Raw genomic sequence first — 15,515 nt, 5'->3', positions numbered from 1 at the left:
GCCCGCCCGTATCTGAGGTGTCTGAAAACGCCGGGCGGGCTGTTCGCCAGCCCTCAACCGCCCTAAACTGTCAGGCCTTCCGAAAGAGGATCCGCCATGCGCCGCTCCGTCCTGTCCCTGCTCGCCGCCACCGCCGCCTTGTCGCTCGGCTTTGCCGCACCAACCCGGGCCGCTGAAGACGCCGTCGTGATCCCCGCCCCCGCCATGGACGCGAGCCCCGCGAGCGGAATCCAGACCGCGGTGGTCGCCGGCGGTTGCTTCTGGGGCGTCCAGGGCGTGTTCCAGCACACCGCCGGCGTCGTCAACGCCGTCTCCGGCTATGCCGGCGGCACCAAGGCGACCGCCGACTACCAGACCGTCTCGACCGGCCGCACTGGCCACGCCGAGTCGGTCGAGATCAAGTTCGACCCCAAGAAGATTTCCTACGGCAAGATCCTGCAGATCTACTTCTCGGTCGCGCACGACCCGACCCAGCTCAACCGCCAGGGGCCCGACACCGGCACGCAATATCGCTCGGCGATCTTCACCACCTCCGACGAACAGAAGAAGGTCGCGGAGGCCTATATCGCCCAGCTCAACTCCGCCAAGGTGTTCAGCAAGCCGATCGTGACCAAGGTCGGCGCGCTGGAAGCGTTCTACCCGGCGGAGGCCTACCACCAGGATTATCTGACGCTGCACCCGAACCAGCCCTACATCGCCTTCAACGACATCCCGAAGGTCGAGAACCTGAAAAAGCTGTTCGCGGATAACTACATTGAGAAGCCGACGCTGGTCAGCGCCAGCAAGGCCACCAACTGATCTCGATATCATCAGAAAAAACGGGAGACCCATGCCCGATACCAGGACGAAAACCACCGACGACAAGGTCATCAAGAGCGAAGAGCAGTGGCGGCGCGAATTGACGCCGATGCAGTATGCGGTGCTGCGCGAGAAGGCGACCGAGCGGCCCTTCTCCGGCGAATATGAGCACGACCATCGCGCCGGCACCTATGTCTGCGCCGGCTGCGGCAACGTGCTGTTCGAGTCCGACGCCAAGTTCGATTCCGGCTGCGGTTGGCCGAGCTTCACCGCGCCAGCGGTCGAGAACCATATCGACGAGGAGCGGGACTTAAGCCACGGCATGATCCGCACCGAGGTGCTCTGCTCCAAATGCAGCGGCCATCTCGGCCACGTCTTCCCCGATGGACCGGGGCCGACCGGCCTGCGCTACTGCATCAATTCGGCGGCGCTGAAGCTCGAGCCGAAATAAGATTGCGCGCCGCCGGGTTCCCCGATGGAACCCGGCGGCGCGATGTGCTTTTCCAGCGGTGCAGCCGATGCGTGCATTCCGGCGGCCGCCAGGGAGGATGCCATGACACTTGGGACCATCCTGATCATCCTGGTGATCATTTATCTGCTGGGCGGCTGGTCCGGCCGGATCGGAGGCTATGGCTACGGCATGGGCCATTCCGGTATGGGGATCGGCGGCGTCGTTCTGGTGGTGTTGCTCGTCCTGCTGCTTCTTGGCAAATTGTAAACCATATAAACCACTGAATTACCTTGGCTTTTTGCGGCTGCGGGGCTGCCATGCGTGGATTCATCATCTCCCATCGCAGGGGTCGCAATTTTGTCAAATCGGCTTATATTAGGGGGCGAAAATGACATGCGGCGGGCCCGCTCGATTGCGGCCCCTGCCCTCCCAAACCCCACGCGCTTAAAGCCCCAGAGAAGATCACGAGGTCTTTGACCATGCGTCCACTGCGTCCGTTCAACTTCAACACTTCCGCCGAGCTCTTCCCCGCCGCCATCCGCAAGAAGAAGCGCGCGGGCTTCACCTACCGTCGGTTCGGCACCGCCGCCGAAGCCGTGCAGTTCGCGATGGAGCAGTTGCCGACGGATTCGCTGAACGGCGCATATCTGCAGGTCGAGGAAGCCCGTTTCGACCAGAACGGCATCCGCTCGCTCTACGAGAGCGAAGCCTTCCCGCTGCCGCGCCGCCCCAAGCCGGCCCCGGCCGCCGAGACCGACGCCGACGCGGCGTAAGTTTTCGCAAAACTCCGATGTGCGTGGAGAGCGCGATGGCCGAAAGGCTGTCGCGCTTTTTACGTTTGGGGGCTTTCTCTTTCCCCGTCATTGCGACGTTGAGAAATCCTGCGCAATGTCGACCAGATGGATTCGCGGCGCGAGCCCTAAGTCTCGCCGCTACACCCGCGGCTGCTTGTCGAGCCAGCGGCGCAGGAGGCGGACGTTGCGCATGTTGGCGCGGAACATGACGTCGAAGGCATCGCCTGCGAACGGCACCATGCCGACCACGCCGTCGACCGCGACATTGCCGAGCATGCGCGCGGTGATGTGCCAGGGCGCGCCCAAGGCACGCGCCTCGCGCACCAGCCACAGCGAGATCGCGGTGGTGATGATGTCGCCGATGACAGGGATCAGCCCGATCAGCCCGTCGATGCCGTAGCGGATATTGGTGCCCGGCAGGACGAAGGCGACGTCGAGCAGCTTTGCGATCGCCTCGAGCCTGAGGATCCGTTGTTCCCGCGTCAGATTGCCGAACGGATTGCCAGAGAACTGACCATCTTTTCCGAACTCGAAGCGGAACTCGCGAAAGCCCTGCTCCACCGTTTCAGGCCGGATCTCGTTGCCTTCCTGGTCGATGATCGGACCGCGCGCCTTGCGGCCGGAAAAATCGCCGCGCGCTTGCGCCCCGGAACGGGACCCGCGTGGCGCGAGGATGTCGTCGTCTTGCATGGTCATGGCCAATGTGAAACTCACGAACGCAGCAGAGGTTGCTGCATCGCGTCCGATGGTCGCGCGCTCAGCTCACCGCGGTCGCCGGCTGCGGCTCATCGACATAATGATGCACGAGCCAGGATGACAGCGCCGAGGGCACGAAGCCGACCAATCCGTACAGGATGAACTGCACCGCGCCCGAATCCGATCCGCGCGAGCCGTAGGTGATCGCGGCCAGGATAAAGGCGAACACGCCGATCAGCAGCATCCGCAGCACCGGCCCGACCCGCCTGACATGGAGCAGGATGTCGTCGATCGCGCCGATCATCAGCGACGGCAGCAAGCCGAACAGATAGCTGTATTGAAGGGTCTTGAAGAACACTGCGAACAGCTTGCCGACCTCGCCGAGATGCGCCTCGGCCCAGTAGCCGGACTGGTAGGTGGTCGTCAGCAGCAGCAGGAATCCACCGACGAACGGACCAACGAGCGCAAACACCAGGTAGCGTTTCATCAAGGGCTCCTCATACGCGAGGGCATTTATTACAGCGAGCCGGGAACCTTGGATAGCGGGGTTGCGGGCTGCCAGAGGGGAACAAGTGGCAAGGCGGCGGGTTCAGACTGGAGTTGAACTTGACCCATCAGATTTGGAGCCGCCGATGTCTCGTAACCTGTTGTTGCTGGCGACGATCACCCTCTCCGCCCTGTCGAGCGCCCCCGCCTTCGCACAAGGCCATATGGGCACGCCGCAGGAGCAGAAGGCTTGTTCGCGCGACGCCTCGCGGCTGTGCCGCAAGGATCTCGGCAATGACGGCGCGGTGCAAGGCTGCCTGCAAGCCAACCGGGCCAAGCTGTCGAGATCGTGCAGCAAGGTGTTCGAGAGCCATGGAATGTAACGGTCGGAATGTGAAGGTCGGAACGTGAAGATCGGAACGTAAGATCGGCATGTGAGCCCGCGCCCCATTTTGCGTGACGGAGGCGCAACAGCTGCAAATTCCTTCGCGTCTCCCATTGAAGCTTCACGGCAATCGCGCATACTCAGCTCGGGCGGCGCAGCACTTTTCGATTCGAATATCAGGAAATCGAGCGACCACATCCGGGAATGAACGCCCGGCATGAAGGCTGTGACATGCGGCAGATCAAGCAGCGTGCGGCGTCCCAACAATCAAACGGCTCAAATCCGCGCAACTCGGGGACGCATTTTTCATGACACGCTTTCGGACTATCGCCACGCTGTTCACCTTCGCCGCCACCGCCATCACCCTCCAGACATCGCCCGGCCTCGCCTTCTCGCCCGAAGCGCAGCAGATGTGCTCGGACGATGCGATGCGGCTGTGCTCCCGTGAAATCCCGGATATCCCGCGGATCACCGCCTGCATGGTGCGGCACAAGTCGCAGGTCAGCCCCGGCTGCCGCGCCGTGATGGACCGCGAAGCCGCCGCCGCAGCAGCAGCCCGCAAGCGGGAAGCCGCCGCGCAGTAGCGGTAATTTGGCCCATCACGCCACAGCCTCGACGATTGGCGAGCGCCCAGCGCGTCGCGTCGTCAGCATCGAGCACTCATTCTGGAAATCCCGTTCCAACGGGATTTCCACGGCTGTTCAAATCTTTCGCAGGCCGAGAAAGAGTAAGTAACGATCGCGAGGGCAGCTGCTCGCGTTCGACGTTACCATTGGCACCACCAGCAAACACCACCATCTGCCCAAAAATTCCTATTGGCTCCGCACCAGACGAGCTGAGTTCCAAATACCTGCACCTGAAGCCGTCCGCCATTCGCTCAGCTTCCAAGGGGTCCACTTTTTCGGCCAGATCCTTCCGAACTTGGTCGGCACCAAGTTGGCCAACGCCCAGGAAATGGAGCACCAAGGCCGGTAAGATATTGTACTCGACCTTCTTTTCAACGGCAGTCGGAAGCGCGATCTGTACGAGCGGATCGGTAGCCAGTTCGCCACGGATATAGGCCAACGCCCGACCGATATTTTCGTACGTCGTACTACGAACGACCTCACCCCGCGCTGGCGCCCGGCCAAAGAGAGCAGCACGATCATCCAGAGACAAGGTCTTTGCCATGCCTATGATATCGTCGCGCGTTAAAATTTCCGCAGGAATAGAGTGTTCTTTTGACTTCTCCTGGACGCGACGAACCAGTTCGCTGGGCACTCGGCCTTGGTATAGACCCACTACGAAGGTCCACTTCCTTAGGAGCTCCTTCCAGTGATCGACTGCACCGTCAAAATCCGTGTCGATTTTCTCTAGGGCATCGTCTACGCTTGCTTGCCCGTACCGCGGGCCGTAGCACTGGAATACTTCTCCATTATCCGCGTTGAATCCGTCGCACTTGAGATCACCACGGCTACCCATTGGGATCGTCGGAGTGAAGGAAGCCTTCCAAAGCCGCTTGGCTATTTCCCGAAACAGCGCCTCAAAGGCGTTACCATCCACGGAATCCAGCATCGTGCGGAGCCGTAACTCCTGCCATTGCCAGTCGTAGTCGTCGTCCTCCGCCACCGCAGCTCCCGCACATCTGGACGCTTAGGAGTTCCATCTTGATGTCTAAGCTAGCCGGGCGCAACCTCTGATAGGCCCCCAGCCGGTGCCTATCCCCTGGCTAGTCGCCCCACTGCGCGAAGGCGTCGTTGAAGGCGCGCTCGCCGGGGGCGCCCTTCTCGATGGCGATGATGGCGCGGCGCTGGTTGGCGTAGACCAGCGGCACGTCGAACCAGGAGCGCTCCTTCAGGAGCTGGACGTTGCGGGCGCGATCGGCATCGACATTGGAGAGGCCGACCAGGAAGAAGCCGTCGGTGACCTTGACCGCGAGGCCTGCGAGCGGCGTGCCGCGCGCCTGCTCGTTCGACTTCATCAGGATGCCCGGCACGTTGGAGACGCTGCCGCTCGGAAAGTCCGGCGGCAGGATGAAGGTCAGCTCGGCGGTGTGGCTCGCCGGCAGCGAAGAGTCGGTATTGCGGCGGAACGACATCGTCATCTTGAACTTGCGGTCGGGGATCTCGATCTCGGCTTTCACCGCAACGTCCGCCTTCTGGTTGCCCGACGCCTTGATCGGCTCGAGCCGCCACACCACCGAGCCGACATATTGCTTGCCCTTCGGATCGGACGGATCCTCGTCATAGAGCACGACCTTCTGCGCCACCGGCGCGGCCGGCTGGTCGCTCGCCGAGGGCTGGCCGACGCGATCCGGAATCTTGGGCTTGCTCTGCGGCTGCGAAGCATCCTTCGGCGCCTCCACCACCTGGGTGGGCGACGGCTTGAGCAGATTGGTCGCGATCTGGACCAGCTGTTTGCCCCAGAGGATGCCCGCACCGACCAGGATCAGCACGATGCCGATGGCGATCGCGCTCTTGAACGGAAAGACCGAGCCCCTGCCGGCGCGCTTCTTGACGTTGCGGTCGGCCGCGATGCGTGCACGCGGCGACGGCGGCTGCGGCGTGTAGCGCTCGGCCTCCTCGATCGACTCGTCGTAGGAATAAGGCGCATCGCCTTCGCCCGCGCGGTTCTCCAGGCTCGGCTCGAGCCGGTCGAATTCCGGCGAGGGCGAGGGCACGTTGGCGTAGGTGCGGCGCGCGGCCCGGTTGGCCTGCGCGGCGGCGCCGCCGAGATCGTTGACGTCCGCCGTGATGTCGCGGAAGCCGCGCACGCCGGGGGCCGGCGGCAGCGGCGGCGGCGGCGCGCCCTCCGGCGGGCGCCGCGGGGCGGAGCGTCCGGCCGGCGGCTCCGGCGGAGCCGGCTGGCGCGGTGCATCGAAACGCGGGGCGCGCGGCGGACGCGGGGTCTCGCCCTGGTCGTCGCCGCCGATCGACGGCCGCGGCGACGGCGCGGCCGGACGCGCGCGCGGCGGTGCGGCCGGCTGAGCGGATGGCGGCTGGTTGGTTTCGGTCGCACGGGCGCTGGCCCGGCGGAACGCATCGCCGCTGCCACCGCCAGCGCGGGCACCACCGCCGGGGCGCGAGGCCTCGCGGGCGCGCTGCGCGGCCTCGGATTCGACCTTGCGGACGGCCTCTTCCAGCGACAGGCGTTCGCGGGTGATCTCGGATTCGGACAGCGGCGGCTGCACGCTGCGCAGCTGCGCGATCAGCGCCGTGCGCGCCCGTTCATAGAGCGCGCGCCGGCTTTCGCCGGGAGCGTTGGGGTCCAGGGCGGCAATAGCGCGGGCGATCAGCGGATAGTAATCAGCCATTTCAACTCAACTATACCCGCGTCCTGGTAAGAGATCGTTAAGCCTCAAACGGGTTTTGCACGAGGATAGTATCCTCGCGTTCGGGGCTGGTGGAAAGCAGTGCGACCGGGCACCCCACCAATTCCTCGATCCGGCGGACATATTTGATGGCCTGGGCCGGCAGATCGGCCCAGGACCGCGCATTGGCGGTCGGCTCCTTCCAGCCCTCGATGGTCTCATAGATCGGCTCGACCCGGGCCTGCGCGCCTTCACCCGCGGGGAAATAGTCGATCTCCTTGCCGTCGAGCTTGTAGCCGACGCAGACATCGATCGTGTCGAAGCCGTCGAGAATGTCGAGTTTTGTCAGTGCCAGCCCGTTGATGCCGCAGGTGCGGACGGCTTGACGGACGAGGACCGCGTCGAACCAGCCGCAGCGGCGCGGACGGCCGGTGTTGGTGCCGAACTCGCGGCCGCGCTCGCCGATCTTGCGGCCGATCGCGTTGTCCTGCTCGGTCGGGAACGGGCCCTGACCGACGCGGGTCGTGTAGGCCTTGCAGAGGCCCAGCACGTAGCCGACCGCGCCCGGTCCAAGGCCAGCGCCGGTCGCGGCCTGCGCTGCGACCGTGTTGGACGAGGTGACATAAGGATACGTGCCGTGGTCGACGTCGAGCAACGCGCCTTGCGCGCCCTCGAACAGCATGCGCTTGCCGGCGCGCCGCTCGATATCGAGCAGGCGCCACACCGTCTCTGCATAGGGCAGCAGTTGCGGCGCCAGCGCGCTCAGCTCTTTCAGGATCTCCTTGCCGTCGAACTCAGGCAGGTTGAGCCCTCGGCGCAAGGCATTGTGGTGCGCCAGCAGCCGGTCGATCTTGTGCGGCAGGGTGTTGAGGTCGGCAAGATCCATCAGGCGGATGGCGCGGCGGCCGACCTTGTCCTCGTAGGCCGGGCCGATGCCACGGCGCGTGGTGCCGATCGCGGTCGCCGCGTTGGAGGATTCGCGCAGCGCATCGAGCTCGCGATGCAGCGGCAGGATCAGGGTGACGTTCTCGGCGACGCGCAGATTGTCCGGGCTGACAGCCACGCCCTGCGCTTTGAGCTTGGTGATCTCGTCGAGGAAGGCGGCGGGATCGAACACCACGCCGTTGCCGATGACCGACAGCTTGCCCTCTCGCAGCACGCCGGAGGGCAGCAGCGCGAGCTTGTAGGTCGCGCCGTTGATGACCAGCGTATGCCCGGCGTTATGGCCGCCCTGGAAGCGGACGACGATATCCGCCTGCTCCGACAACCAGTCGACGATCTTGCCCTTTCCTTCGTCGCCCCACTGGGCGCCGACGACGACAACATTGGCCATTCGCGGGTAATCCTTCGAGAATTTTAGATGCGCCCAGCCCAATTCCCGGCCGAAGGCCGTTCGCACGCGAGGCAGCTCCACCGGATAAAGGAAGCGGCCCCTCTAAGCAAGCAAGAACGGGGCTTTTTTCGGGCCCAGGGCGTGTCCCAAGCCTTTGATATCCCCTTAAAATCCAGCAACCTTCACGGCCGTATCGGGCGGGCGCGCGGGCGACGGATTGACCCGTATCAATCATGCCGGCGCCTGGTCGTGCCAAGGGACTGATGTCACCTCCGCAGCTTACCTTCCTGAGGTCAGCAGGCCCCTTTTTCAGACACGCCGTGACCCAGCCATCAAACAACCAGGCCAGCCATTTCTGGCGTCTTTCGGCCGAGGCGCTCAGCGCGCAGCTCGGCTGCTCCTTGCACGGTCTGTCAGCGGCGGCGGCCGACGAACGCCTCGACCGTTTCGGACCGAACACCGACGCACCGCCGCGGATCGAGGGCGCGGCGCGCGCGATCCTGCGCCGGTTGCTCGAACCGTTGTCGCTGATCCTTCTGGTGGCCGGCATCATCTCGATGCTGACCGGCGACGAGATCGGCGGGCTCATCATCGTCCTGATCCTCGCGCTCTCGATCGGCCTCGATACCATCCAGGAGGGACACGCGGTCCGCGCCGCCGAGATTCTCCGCCGCTCGGTGGCCCTGAAGGCCGAGGTCAGCCGCGACGGCGCATTTGTCGATATCGATGTCGAGCGCGTCGTGCCCGGCGATCTGCTGCGCGTCCGCGCCGGCGACATCATCCCGGCTGACGCGCTGATCCTGGAGAGCACCGCCTTCACCGCGGGTGAAGCCGCGCTCACCGGCGAGCCCTATCCGGTGCAGAAACGCGCCGGGCCATGCGCCGGCCCCGACGACACCTCGAACGCGCTGTTCCGCGGTGCCGTCGCGCAAACCGGCGAGGCGATCGCGCTCGTGGTCAGGACCGGCCGCGACACCGTGTTCGGCGCGGCGGCCTCCGCGCTCGCCGAGGCGCAGGCGCCCTCTCCCTTCGAACGGGACTTGCGCGAATTCGGCCTCGTGATCGCGCGCGCCACGCTGGCGCTGGTGCTGGTCGTGCTCACCATCCGCGTCGTGTTCGGCCGTCCCGTGCTCGATTCGCTGCTGTTCGCCGTCGCGCTTGCGGTCGGGCTGACGCCGGAACTGCTGCCGATGATCACGACGGTGACGCTGTCGCGCGGTGCGCTGCGCATGGCCGGCCGCAAGGTGATCGTGAAGCGGCTCGCCGCCATTCACGACCTCGGCGCCATGACCGTGCTGTGCACGGACAAGACCGGCACGCTGACATCGGCCGAGATCACGCTCGCCAGAAGCCTCGATGCCGCCGGCAAGGACGATGCGCGCGCCGCGCGGCTCGGGGCCATTGCGGCCTCGCTCGGCGGCGACCGTGGCGCGCTCGATGCCGCCCTCGTCGCCGGCCGACCGGAGGCTTGCCAAGGCTGGACACTCGCCGGACGGCAGGCTTTCGATTTCTCGCGCCGGCTGGGATCGGTGCTCGCCACCGGCCCCGAAGGCGCGCGACTGATCGTCAAAGGCGCGCCGGAGGCCGTGCTGGAATTGTGCGCGATGGACCAACATGCGCGCGAGGCGGCAATGGCCCGCGTCCACGCGCTCGCCACCGAGGGCCTGCGCACCGTGGCCATCGCGTCGCGGGCGTGGAGCGGCGCGCTGCGTGAGGTCGAGACCGACGACGAGACCGACCTCGTCTTCGAAGGTCTCTGCGCCTTCGCCGATCCGCCGAAGCCGACGGCCGCGGCCGCGATCGCCCGGCTCGCAGCGGGCGGCGTGAGGCTGAAGATCCTGTCGGGGGACGATCCCGTTGTGGTGAAGCGGCTCGCCGCCCTGGTGGGGCTCAATGCCGAGCGCGTGCTGTCGGGAGCCGACATCGCCGAGCTCAGCGACGAGGCGCTTGCCGTGCAGGTGCGCTCGGCCGATGCGTTCGGCCGGCTCGCACCGGACCAGAAATCGCGCATCGTGAAGGCGCTTCAGGCCCGCGGCGAGGTGGTCGGCTTCCTTGGCGACGGCATCAACGACGCACCGGCCCTGAAGGCTGCCGATGTCGGCCTGTCGGTCGACGGCGCCACCGGTGTGGCGCAGGCCGCTGCCGACATGATCCTGCTGGCGTCGGATCTCGAAGTCGTCGCCGACGGCGTCGAGGAAGGCCGGCGCACCTTCGCCAACATCCTCAAATATGTCCGCATGGGCGCGAGCTCGAACTTCGGCAACATGCTGTCGATGGCGGCGGCCTCGATCGCACTGCCGTTCCTGCCGATGCTGCCGACGCAGATCCTGCTCAACAACCTGCTCTACGATCTCTCCGAGCTGGGCATCCCTTTCGACCGCGTCTCGGCGCAGGCAACCGTGAAGCCGCAGGTGTGGAGCATGTCGCGGCTGGTGCGTTTTGCCGCGATCATGGGGCCGCTGTCGTCGGTGTTCGACTTTCTCACCTTTGGCGCGCTGCTTTATTTGTTCAAGGCCTCGCCGGACGAGTTCCGCACCGCCTGGTTCGTCGAATCCATGGCGACGCAGATCCTGGTGATCTTCGTTATCCGCACCTATGGACGGCCCTGGCACAACTGGCCCGATCCCGTGCTTGCGGCCTCCTCACTGATCGCCCTGTTCGCCGCGATCGCCCTGCCGTTCACGCCGCTCGGGACCTGGTTCGGCTTCGTCGCGCCGCCGCCGATCATGATGGCCGGCATCGCGCTTCTCGTCGTCGTCTATCTCGCCTGCGCCGAACTTTTGAAGCCGTTCGCGATCCGCACGGGACCGACCGGCTGAGGTTCCTGTTGCACCGCCCTGCGCATGATGGCGATGCACCGCGCGGCATTGATATCGGGCGCATTTCCGTGTCTTTGAGAGGTGCCGGGCGATCAGCCGGCCCGAACGCCGGGCCGGGAGCCTCGGTGCATGACGCGGGGCCATAACAATTACAATGACCGCCACCGGCCAGACCACCAGCGCCGAATCATCGGGCCATAGCTGGATCGCCAACCAGCCTTATCTCCTGCTCAGCATCACCGCGATGTGCTGGGCGGGCAATGCGGTGGTGGGGCGGCTCGCCGCCGGCCACATCCCGCCGGTGACGCTGTCCTTCCTGCGCTGGAGCTTCGCCTTCCTGCTGGTGCTGCCGTTCGCCTGGAAGCACCTCGCCCGGGATTGGCCGGCCATCCGCAACAAGCTCGGCCTGATGATCGTGCTGTCGATCACCGGCATCGGCGCCTTCAATACCCTGCAATATTGGGCGCTGGAGCATACCCAGGCGCTCAATACACTTCTGCTGCAGTCGGCCGCGCCCCTGATCGTGGCGCTGTGGTCGCTGGTCATCCTCGGAATCAGGCTCACGGGCGCGCAGGCCTTCGGCGTGCTGCTCTCGATGTGCGGCGTGCTGATCATCCTGCTGCACGGCGATCTCACCACGCTGTCGAACATCGCCTTCAACAAGGGCGACCTGATCTTCATCGTCGCGCTGATCATCTTCGCGCTCTATTCGGTGCTGACGTTGAAGCGGCCGCCGATCCACGGCCTGTCGTTCCTCGCCTTCACCTTCGGGGCCGGTGCCGCGTGTCTCATTCCGCTGGAGATCTGGGAAATATCGGCACGCCCGGTCATGAAGCTCGACGGGCCGAACCTGCTCACCCTGTTCTACGTCTCGGTGTTTCCCTCGACACTCGCCTATCTCTGCTTCAACCGCGGCGTCCGCCTGATCGGCGCCAATCGCGCCGCGCCGTTCTTCCATGTCGTGCCGGTGTTCGGCTCGATCATGGCCATGGTCTTCCTCGGCGAACTGCCGCAGGCCTTTCACTTCATCGGCTTCGCGCTGGTGCTGTCGGGCGTTTTCGTGGCATCGCGGAAGCAAGCGAGCTAGCTTGCCCTGAACTTGCTGTAGGCCTCGCTGGTCGCGATGATGACGTGCTCGGCGCAGCCGTTGAGGCGATGCGGGTCGGCATCGCGCTCGTAAGCCTCCGACGTCATCATGTCGAGGAAGGCTGCGACCGACGGATAGAACACCAGCGCGACGAAATCCCACGCATTGCCCTGGTGCGGGCCGAGCGCGATCGCCCTGGCCTCGCCGGTCCACAGCAGCGTGCCGCCGCGCGCCTTGATCATGGGCACGGTGATCGCGCTGTAGCGCAAATACGCATCCCAGCCGGATCCGTCACCGTCGCGCGAACGGGCGTGGAAACGCATCAGGTTCAGCATCACCACCGGCGCATGCCGGTCGAGCCGTTCCAGGCCCTCGATGTTCAACATATTAACCGCCAATGGCACCTCCGTAGGGTTTGCCTGCATTGTAGCATTGCGGCGACGGGACTTGTGTCATGACGACCATCCGGCGCAAGGTCGTACGCAACGCCAATGACGATTGCATCGCCCGCGCCAGCGGCCTCGAATCCGGCCAGCTGGCTCAACAACCAGCCTTATCTGCTGCTCAGCCTGAGCTCGCTGTTCTGGGCCGGCAACATCGTGATCGCACGCCATGTCGGCGCGCATGTGCCGCCACTGACGGTGACGACGATCCGCTGGTTCGGCGTGTTCCTGATCCTGCTGCCGTTCTCCTGGCCGCATCTGAAGCGCGACTGGCCGGCGTTGCGCAAAAGCCTGCCGCTGATGCTGTTCCTGTCACTGGTGGGCTTTGCCTTCAACAACGCGATCTCGTACTGGGCGCTGCAATATACCGAGGCGCTGAACGCGCTGCTGATCCAGTCGGCGGGTCCCCTGTTCGTGGCGCTGTGGTCGCTGGTGTTGTTTGGCGTGCGGCTGACCGCCGGGCAGTTCGCCGGCATCGCGATCTCGCTGGTCGGCGTCCTCATCATCATCCTGCGTGGCGACCTGGCGGCGCTGGCGAGCATCTCGTTCAACCGGGGCGACATCATGTTCGCCTCCTCGCTGGTGGCGTTCGGACTCTACTCCGCCTTCATCCCGCGACGGCCGAAGGTTCATCAGCTCTCCTTCCTGTCCTTCACCACCTGCTGCGGCGCCTTCATGCTGCTGCCGACGGCGATCTGGGAGGGATGGAGCGGCAGGGTGCTGCAGTTCGACACCGTGACGCTGCTGACGCTCGGCTGGATCCTGATCTTCCCCTCGACGCTCGCCTATCTCTTCTTCAACCGCGGCGTTGCATTGATCGGACCGAATCGCGCCGCGCCGTTCTTCCATCTGGTGCCGGTATTCGGCTCGGCGATGGCGATCCTGCTGCTCGGCGAAAGGCTCCAGCCATTTCACCTGATCGGCTACGCACTGGTGCTCGCCGGCGTCGTCATCGCCTCTCGGCGGTGAAGTAATTCTGCGCCAAGGGAAGGCTCTCGCAGGGTGGGCAAAGCGACTTGTCCACCCTAGCTCGCAGAGCGAAGGCGGAAGCGTGCCCACCTGAACATCATCGTGAGCTCAAAAGAAAGAGTGGGCACGATGCTTTCGCGTCTTTGCCCACCCTACGAGACTAGTGCCAGAGACCTACGCCGCGCGGACCTTGGCGAGGAATCCGTCCACCGCGCTGCGCAGCGCGCCGGACTGGTGATCCAGCTCGCGGGCGTTGGTCAGCACGTCGCCGGCGGCGGTACCGGTCGCTTCCGCGGCGGACGTGACGCTGCCGATATGGGCGTTGATCTCGGCCGAGCCGGCCGCGACCGACTGGATGTTGCGGGCGATCTCGCGGGTCGCCTCGCCCTGCTGCTCGATCGAGGCCGAGATGCCGGCGGTGATCTCGCTCATCTCGGCAATCGTCTGCGTGATGCCGCCGATGGCCGCGACCGCATCGCTGGTCGAGGTCTGCATCGCCGCGACCTGGGCGGAGATTTCCTCGGTCGCCTTGGCGGTCTGGTTGGCCAGGGCCTTGACCTCGGAGGCGACGACGGCGAAGCCGCGACCGGACTCGCCGGCACGCGCCGCCTCGATGGTGGCGTTGAGCGCGAGCAGATTGGTCTGCGCCGCGATCGAATGGATGAGCTTGACCACCTCGCCGATCTTCTCGGCGCCGGTGGAGAGCTCCTGCACCGTCGCGTTGGTGCGCTCGGCATCGCTGACGGCGCGGCTCGCAACTTCGGTCGAGCGCGTCACCTGGCGGGAGATTTCCGTGACCGAGCTCGACAGCTCCTCGGCAGCCGCGGCGACCGTGCCGACATTGCCGGAGGCTTTTTGCGAGGCGGCGCCGACGGTCGCTGCGCGCGAAGAGGCGTCGCTGGCGGTCGCAGTCATCGACTGCGCCGTCGACTGCATGCCGGCCGCAGCCGAGGAGACCGAGCGGACGATGCCGTTGACGCTGCGCTCGAAGTCGCTGGCGATATCTTCCATCGCGCGGCGACGATCCGACGCGGCGCGCTCCTTGGCGTCCGCTTCGCTCTTCTCGATCTCGCGGATGCGGACCGCGTTGTCCTTGAAGATCTGGACGGTCGAAGCCATCGCGCCGACCTCGTCGCCGCGGCCAACGCCCGGGATGTCGCCGTCCAGCTTGCCGTCGGCGAGGTCCTTCATGCGGGCGCCGAGCAGCGCCAGCGGGCGGCTGATGCTGCGGCCGAGCAGCCAGGCGACGCTGCCGGCGACGATGAGGATGCCAAGCATGGCAAGGCCGAGCATCCAGTAGACCGGGCCCATCTTGGCGTCGATGTCGTCGAGGTAGGCGCCGGTGCCGAGATACATGTCGAAGCCGGGAATGGCGACCGCATAACCGATCTTGCGGATCGGCGTTTCCTGACCGGGCTTCACATATTCATAGTAGAGCAGGATCGAGCCGTTGGCCTTGACGCCATCCATCAACTCCTGCGACAGCCTGCGGCCGTTGGTCACGACGTCCATGCGGTTCAGCCCGATCTGCTTCGGATCGGGCGCGAGCTGGGTGATGCCGTCATAGGTCGTGCCGAACAGATAGCCCGCACCGTTGTCGTAGGTCATCGCGTTGCCGTAGCGGCGAAGCTCGGCCATGGCTGCATCCTTCGTCAGCTCGCCGGCATCGACGCGCTTCTTCAGCGCGGCTGCATAGTTGCGCCCCAAATCGACGATCGCCTTGGCCTGGTCGATGCGCGCATTCACCATCTCGTACTTCATCAGATAGCCGGCGAGGAACCCGGCGACGCAGAGGCCGAACAAGGTGACGCCGACAAGGATGCCAAGCTTGGGGGCGATCTTCAGATTGCTTAACTTCACGGGATAGGCTCCGGAAAAAAAAGGGATGCACGCGAGTCGATCGTTCGAAATTGAATTAACTGTTAGTGGGGGACCCCTTAGCAAGTTCCTTACAGGTCTCCGTAG

At 65.2% G+C, this 15,515-nt stretch carries 16 protein-coding genes; 9 read left to right on the top strand and 7 right to left on the bottom strand.

Going from position 1 to position 15,515, the window contains the following annotated elements:
• Positions 1–96: 96 nt before the first annotated feature.
• From msrA to ACNJX9_RS06525, 4 genes are all read left to right on the top strand, one after another.
• Positions 97–798, top strand: a complete 702-nt coding sequence (gene msrA, locus ACNJX9_RS06540; protein WP_220003247.1) for a peptide-methionine (S)-S-oxide reductase MsrA — start codon at positions 97–99, stop codon at positions 796–798.
• Between the two features lie 31 nt (positions 799–829).
• A complete protein-coding gene (msrB, locus tag ACNJX9_RS06535; RefSeq protein ID WP_439408190.1) occupies positions 830–1,249 on the top strand; it encodes a peptide-methionine (R)-S-oxide reductase MsrB in 420 nt (139 codons plus the stop codon).
• A gap of 102 nt (positions 1,250–1,351) precedes the next feature.
• Positions 1,352–1,516, top strand: a complete 165-nt coding sequence (locus ACNJX9_RS06530; protein WP_035731827.1) for a DUF3309 family protein — start codon at positions 1,352–1,354, stop codon at positions 1,514–1,516.
• 212 nt (positions 1,517–1,728) lie between these two features.
• Complete coding sequence (locus tag ACNJX9_RS06525) at positions 1,729–2,022, top strand: hypothetical protein (protein WP_027560969.1); 294 nt, start codon at positions 1,729–1,731, stop codon at positions 2,020–2,022.
• A 159-nt stretch (positions 2,023–2,181) separates the two neighbouring features.
• Here ACNJX9_RS06525 and ACNJX9_RS06520 read toward each other — a convergent pair whose 3' ends face one another.
• Positions 2,182–2,739, bottom strand: coding sequence for a DUF4112 domain-containing protein (locus ACNJX9_RS06520; RefSeq protein WP_439408189.1), 558 nt, complete (start codon positions 2,737–2,739; stop codon positions 2,182–2,184).
• A 61-nt stretch (positions 2,740–2,800) separates the two neighbouring features.
• Positions 2,801–3,226 carry a DUF5413 family protein gene (locus tag ACNJX9_RS06515; protein WP_439408188.1) on the bottom strand — a complete coding sequence of 142 codons (426 nt, stop codon included), beginning with the start codon at positions 3,224–3,226 and terminating at the stop codon, positions 2,801–2,803.
• A 145-nt stretch (positions 3,227–3,371) separates the two neighbouring features.
• On the opposite strand from ACNJX9_RS06515, the gene ACNJX9_RS06510 reads away from it, so the two are divergent.
• The gene (locus ACNJX9_RS06510; protein WP_057757380.1) at positions 3,372–3,608 is read left to right on the top strand and encodes a hypothetical protein; all 237 of its coding nucleotides are present in this window, start codon (positions 3,372–3,374) and stop codon (positions 3,606–3,608) included.
• A gap of 310 nt (positions 3,609–3,918) precedes the next feature.
• Positions 3,919–4,194 (top strand): hypothetical protein, encoded by a 276-nt coding sequence (locus ACNJX9_RS06505; RefSeq protein WP_245317336.1) that lies wholly within the window; start codon positions 3,919–3,921, stop codon positions 4,192–4,194.
• Between the two features lie 76 nt (positions 4,195–4,270).
• On the opposite strand, the gene ACNJX9_RS06500 is transcribed toward ACNJX9_RS06505, so the two are convergent.
• The 3 genes from ACNJX9_RS06500 to ACNJX9_RS06490 form a co-directional block, all read right to left on the bottom strand.
• Positions 4,271–5,218: a hypothetical protein gene (locus ACNJX9_RS06500; protein ID WP_439408187.1), complete on the bottom strand. Its 948-nt coding sequence runs from the start codon at positions 5,216–5,218 to the stop codon at positions 4,271–4,273.
• 100 nt (positions 5,219–5,318) lie between these two features.
• The gene (locus ACNJX9_RS06495; protein WP_439408186.1) at positions 5,319–6,902 is read right to left on the bottom strand and encodes a hypothetical protein; all 1,584 of its coding nucleotides are present in this window, start codon (positions 6,900–6,902) and stop codon (positions 5,319–5,321) included.
• A gap of 37 nt (positions 6,903–6,939) precedes the next feature.
• Positions 6,940–8,232, bottom strand: a complete 1,293-nt coding sequence (locus tag ACNJX9_RS06490; RefSeq protein WP_439408185.1) for an adenylosuccinate synthase — start codon at positions 8,230–8,232, stop codon at positions 6,940–6,942.
• Between the two features lie 320 nt (positions 8,233–8,552).
• On the opposite strand from ACNJX9_RS06490, the gene mgtA reads away from it, so the two are divergent.
• Both mgtA and ACNJX9_RS06480 read left to right on the top strand, forming a co-directional pair.
• Entirely contained in the window at positions 8,553–11,051 is a 2,499-nt protein-coding gene (gene mgtA, locus ACNJX9_RS06485) for a magnesium-translocating P-type ATPase (RefSeq protein WP_439408184.1), read from the top strand.
• Between the two features lie 154 nt (positions 11,052–11,205).
• Entirely contained in the window at positions 11,206–12,138 is a 933-nt protein-coding gene (locus ACNJX9_RS06480) for a DMT family transporter (protein ID WP_057757372.1), read from the top strand.
• Here the strand turns inward: ACNJX9_RS06480 and ACNJX9_RS06475 are convergent.
• Complete coding sequence (locus ACNJX9_RS06475) at positions 12,135–12,524, bottom strand: DUF1330 domain-containing protein (protein WP_205668296.1); 390 nt, start codon at positions 12,522–12,524, stop codon at positions 12,135–12,137. The genes ACNJX9_RS06480 and ACNJX9_RS06475 overlap by 4 nt on opposite strands.
• A 105-nt stretch (positions 12,525–12,629) precedes the next feature.
• Between ACNJX9_RS06475 and ACNJX9_RS06470 the strand changes: the two genes are divergently transcribed.
• Positions 12,630–13,550, top strand: coding sequence for a DMT family transporter (locus ACNJX9_RS06470; protein ID WP_439408183.1), 921 nt, complete (start codon positions 12,630–12,632; stop codon positions 13,548–13,550).
• Between the two features lie 174 nt (positions 13,551–13,724).
• On the opposite strand, the gene ACNJX9_RS06465 is transcribed toward ACNJX9_RS06470, so the two are convergent.
• Positions 13,725–15,410 (bottom strand): methyl-accepting chemotaxis protein, encoded by a 1,686-nt coding sequence (locus ACNJX9_RS06465; protein WP_439408182.1) that lies wholly within the window; start codon positions 15,408–15,410, stop codon positions 13,725–13,727.
• Positions 15,411–15,515: the final 105 nt, after the last annotated feature.

The sequence above is a fragment of the Bradyrhizobium sp. BLXBL-03 genome, assembly GCF_051853015.1.
GTDB classification, from domain to species: domain Bacteria; phylum Pseudomonadota; class Alphaproteobacteria; order Rhizobiales; family Xanthobacteraceae; genus Bradyrhizobium; species Bradyrhizobium manausense.
Note: the sequence above shows the minus strand (reverse complement) of the source record. Positions and strands in the feature narration are given on the sequence as shown.

Bases quoted from the DNA above. Each gene is read 5' to 3' on its own strand.
- msrA (WP_220003247.1), top strand. From the start codon at position 97: ATGCGCCGCTCCGTCCTGTCCCTGCTCGCCGCCACCGCCGCCTTGTCG.
- msrB (WP_439408190.1), top strand. From the start codon at position 830: ATGCCCGATACCAGGACGAAAACCACCGACGACAAGGTCATCAAGAGC.
- ACNJX9_RS06530 (WP_035731827.1), top strand. From the start codon at position 1,352: ATGACACTTGGGACCATCCTGATCATCCTGGTGATCATTTATCTGCTG.
- ACNJX9_RS06525 (WP_027560969.1), top strand. From the start codon at position 1,729: ATGCGTCCACTGCGTCCGTTCAACTTCAACACTTCCGCCGAGCTCTTC.
- ACNJX9_RS06520 (WP_439408189.1), bottom strand. From the start codon at position 2,739: ATGACCATGCAAGACGACGACATCCTCGCGCCACGCGGGTCCCGTTCC.
- ACNJX9_RS06515 (WP_439408188.1), bottom strand. From the start codon at position 3,226: ATGAAACGCTACCTGGTGTTTGCGCTCGTTGGTCCGTTCGTCGGTGGA.
- ACNJX9_RS06510 (WP_057757380.1), top strand. From the start codon at position 3,372: ATGTCTCGTAACCTGTTGTTGCTGGCGACGATCACCCTCTCCGCCCTG.
- ACNJX9_RS06505 (WP_245317336.1), top strand. From the start codon at position 3,919: ATGACACGCTTTCGGACTATCGCCACGCTGTTCACCTTCGCCGCCACC.
- ACNJX9_RS06495 (WP_439408186.1), bottom strand. From the start codon at position 6,902: ATGGCTGATTACTATCCGCTGATCGCCCGCGCTATTGCCGCCCTGGAC.
- ACNJX9_RS06490 (WP_439408185.1), bottom strand. From the start codon at position 8,232: ATGGCCAATGTTGTCGTCGTCGGCGCCCAGTGGGGCGACGAAGGAAAG.
- ACNJX9_RS06480 (WP_057757372.1), top strand. From the start codon at position 11,206: ATGACCGCCACCGGCCAGACCACCAGCGCCGAATCATCGGGCCATAGC.
- ACNJX9_RS06475 (WP_205668296.1), bottom strand. From the start codon at position 12,524: ATGTTGAACATCGAGGGCCTGGAACGGCTCGACCGGCATGCGCCGGTG.
- ACNJX9_RS06470 (WP_439408183.1), top strand. From the start codon at position 12,630: ATGACGATTGCATCGCCCGCGCCAGCGGCCTCGAATCCGGCCAGCTGG.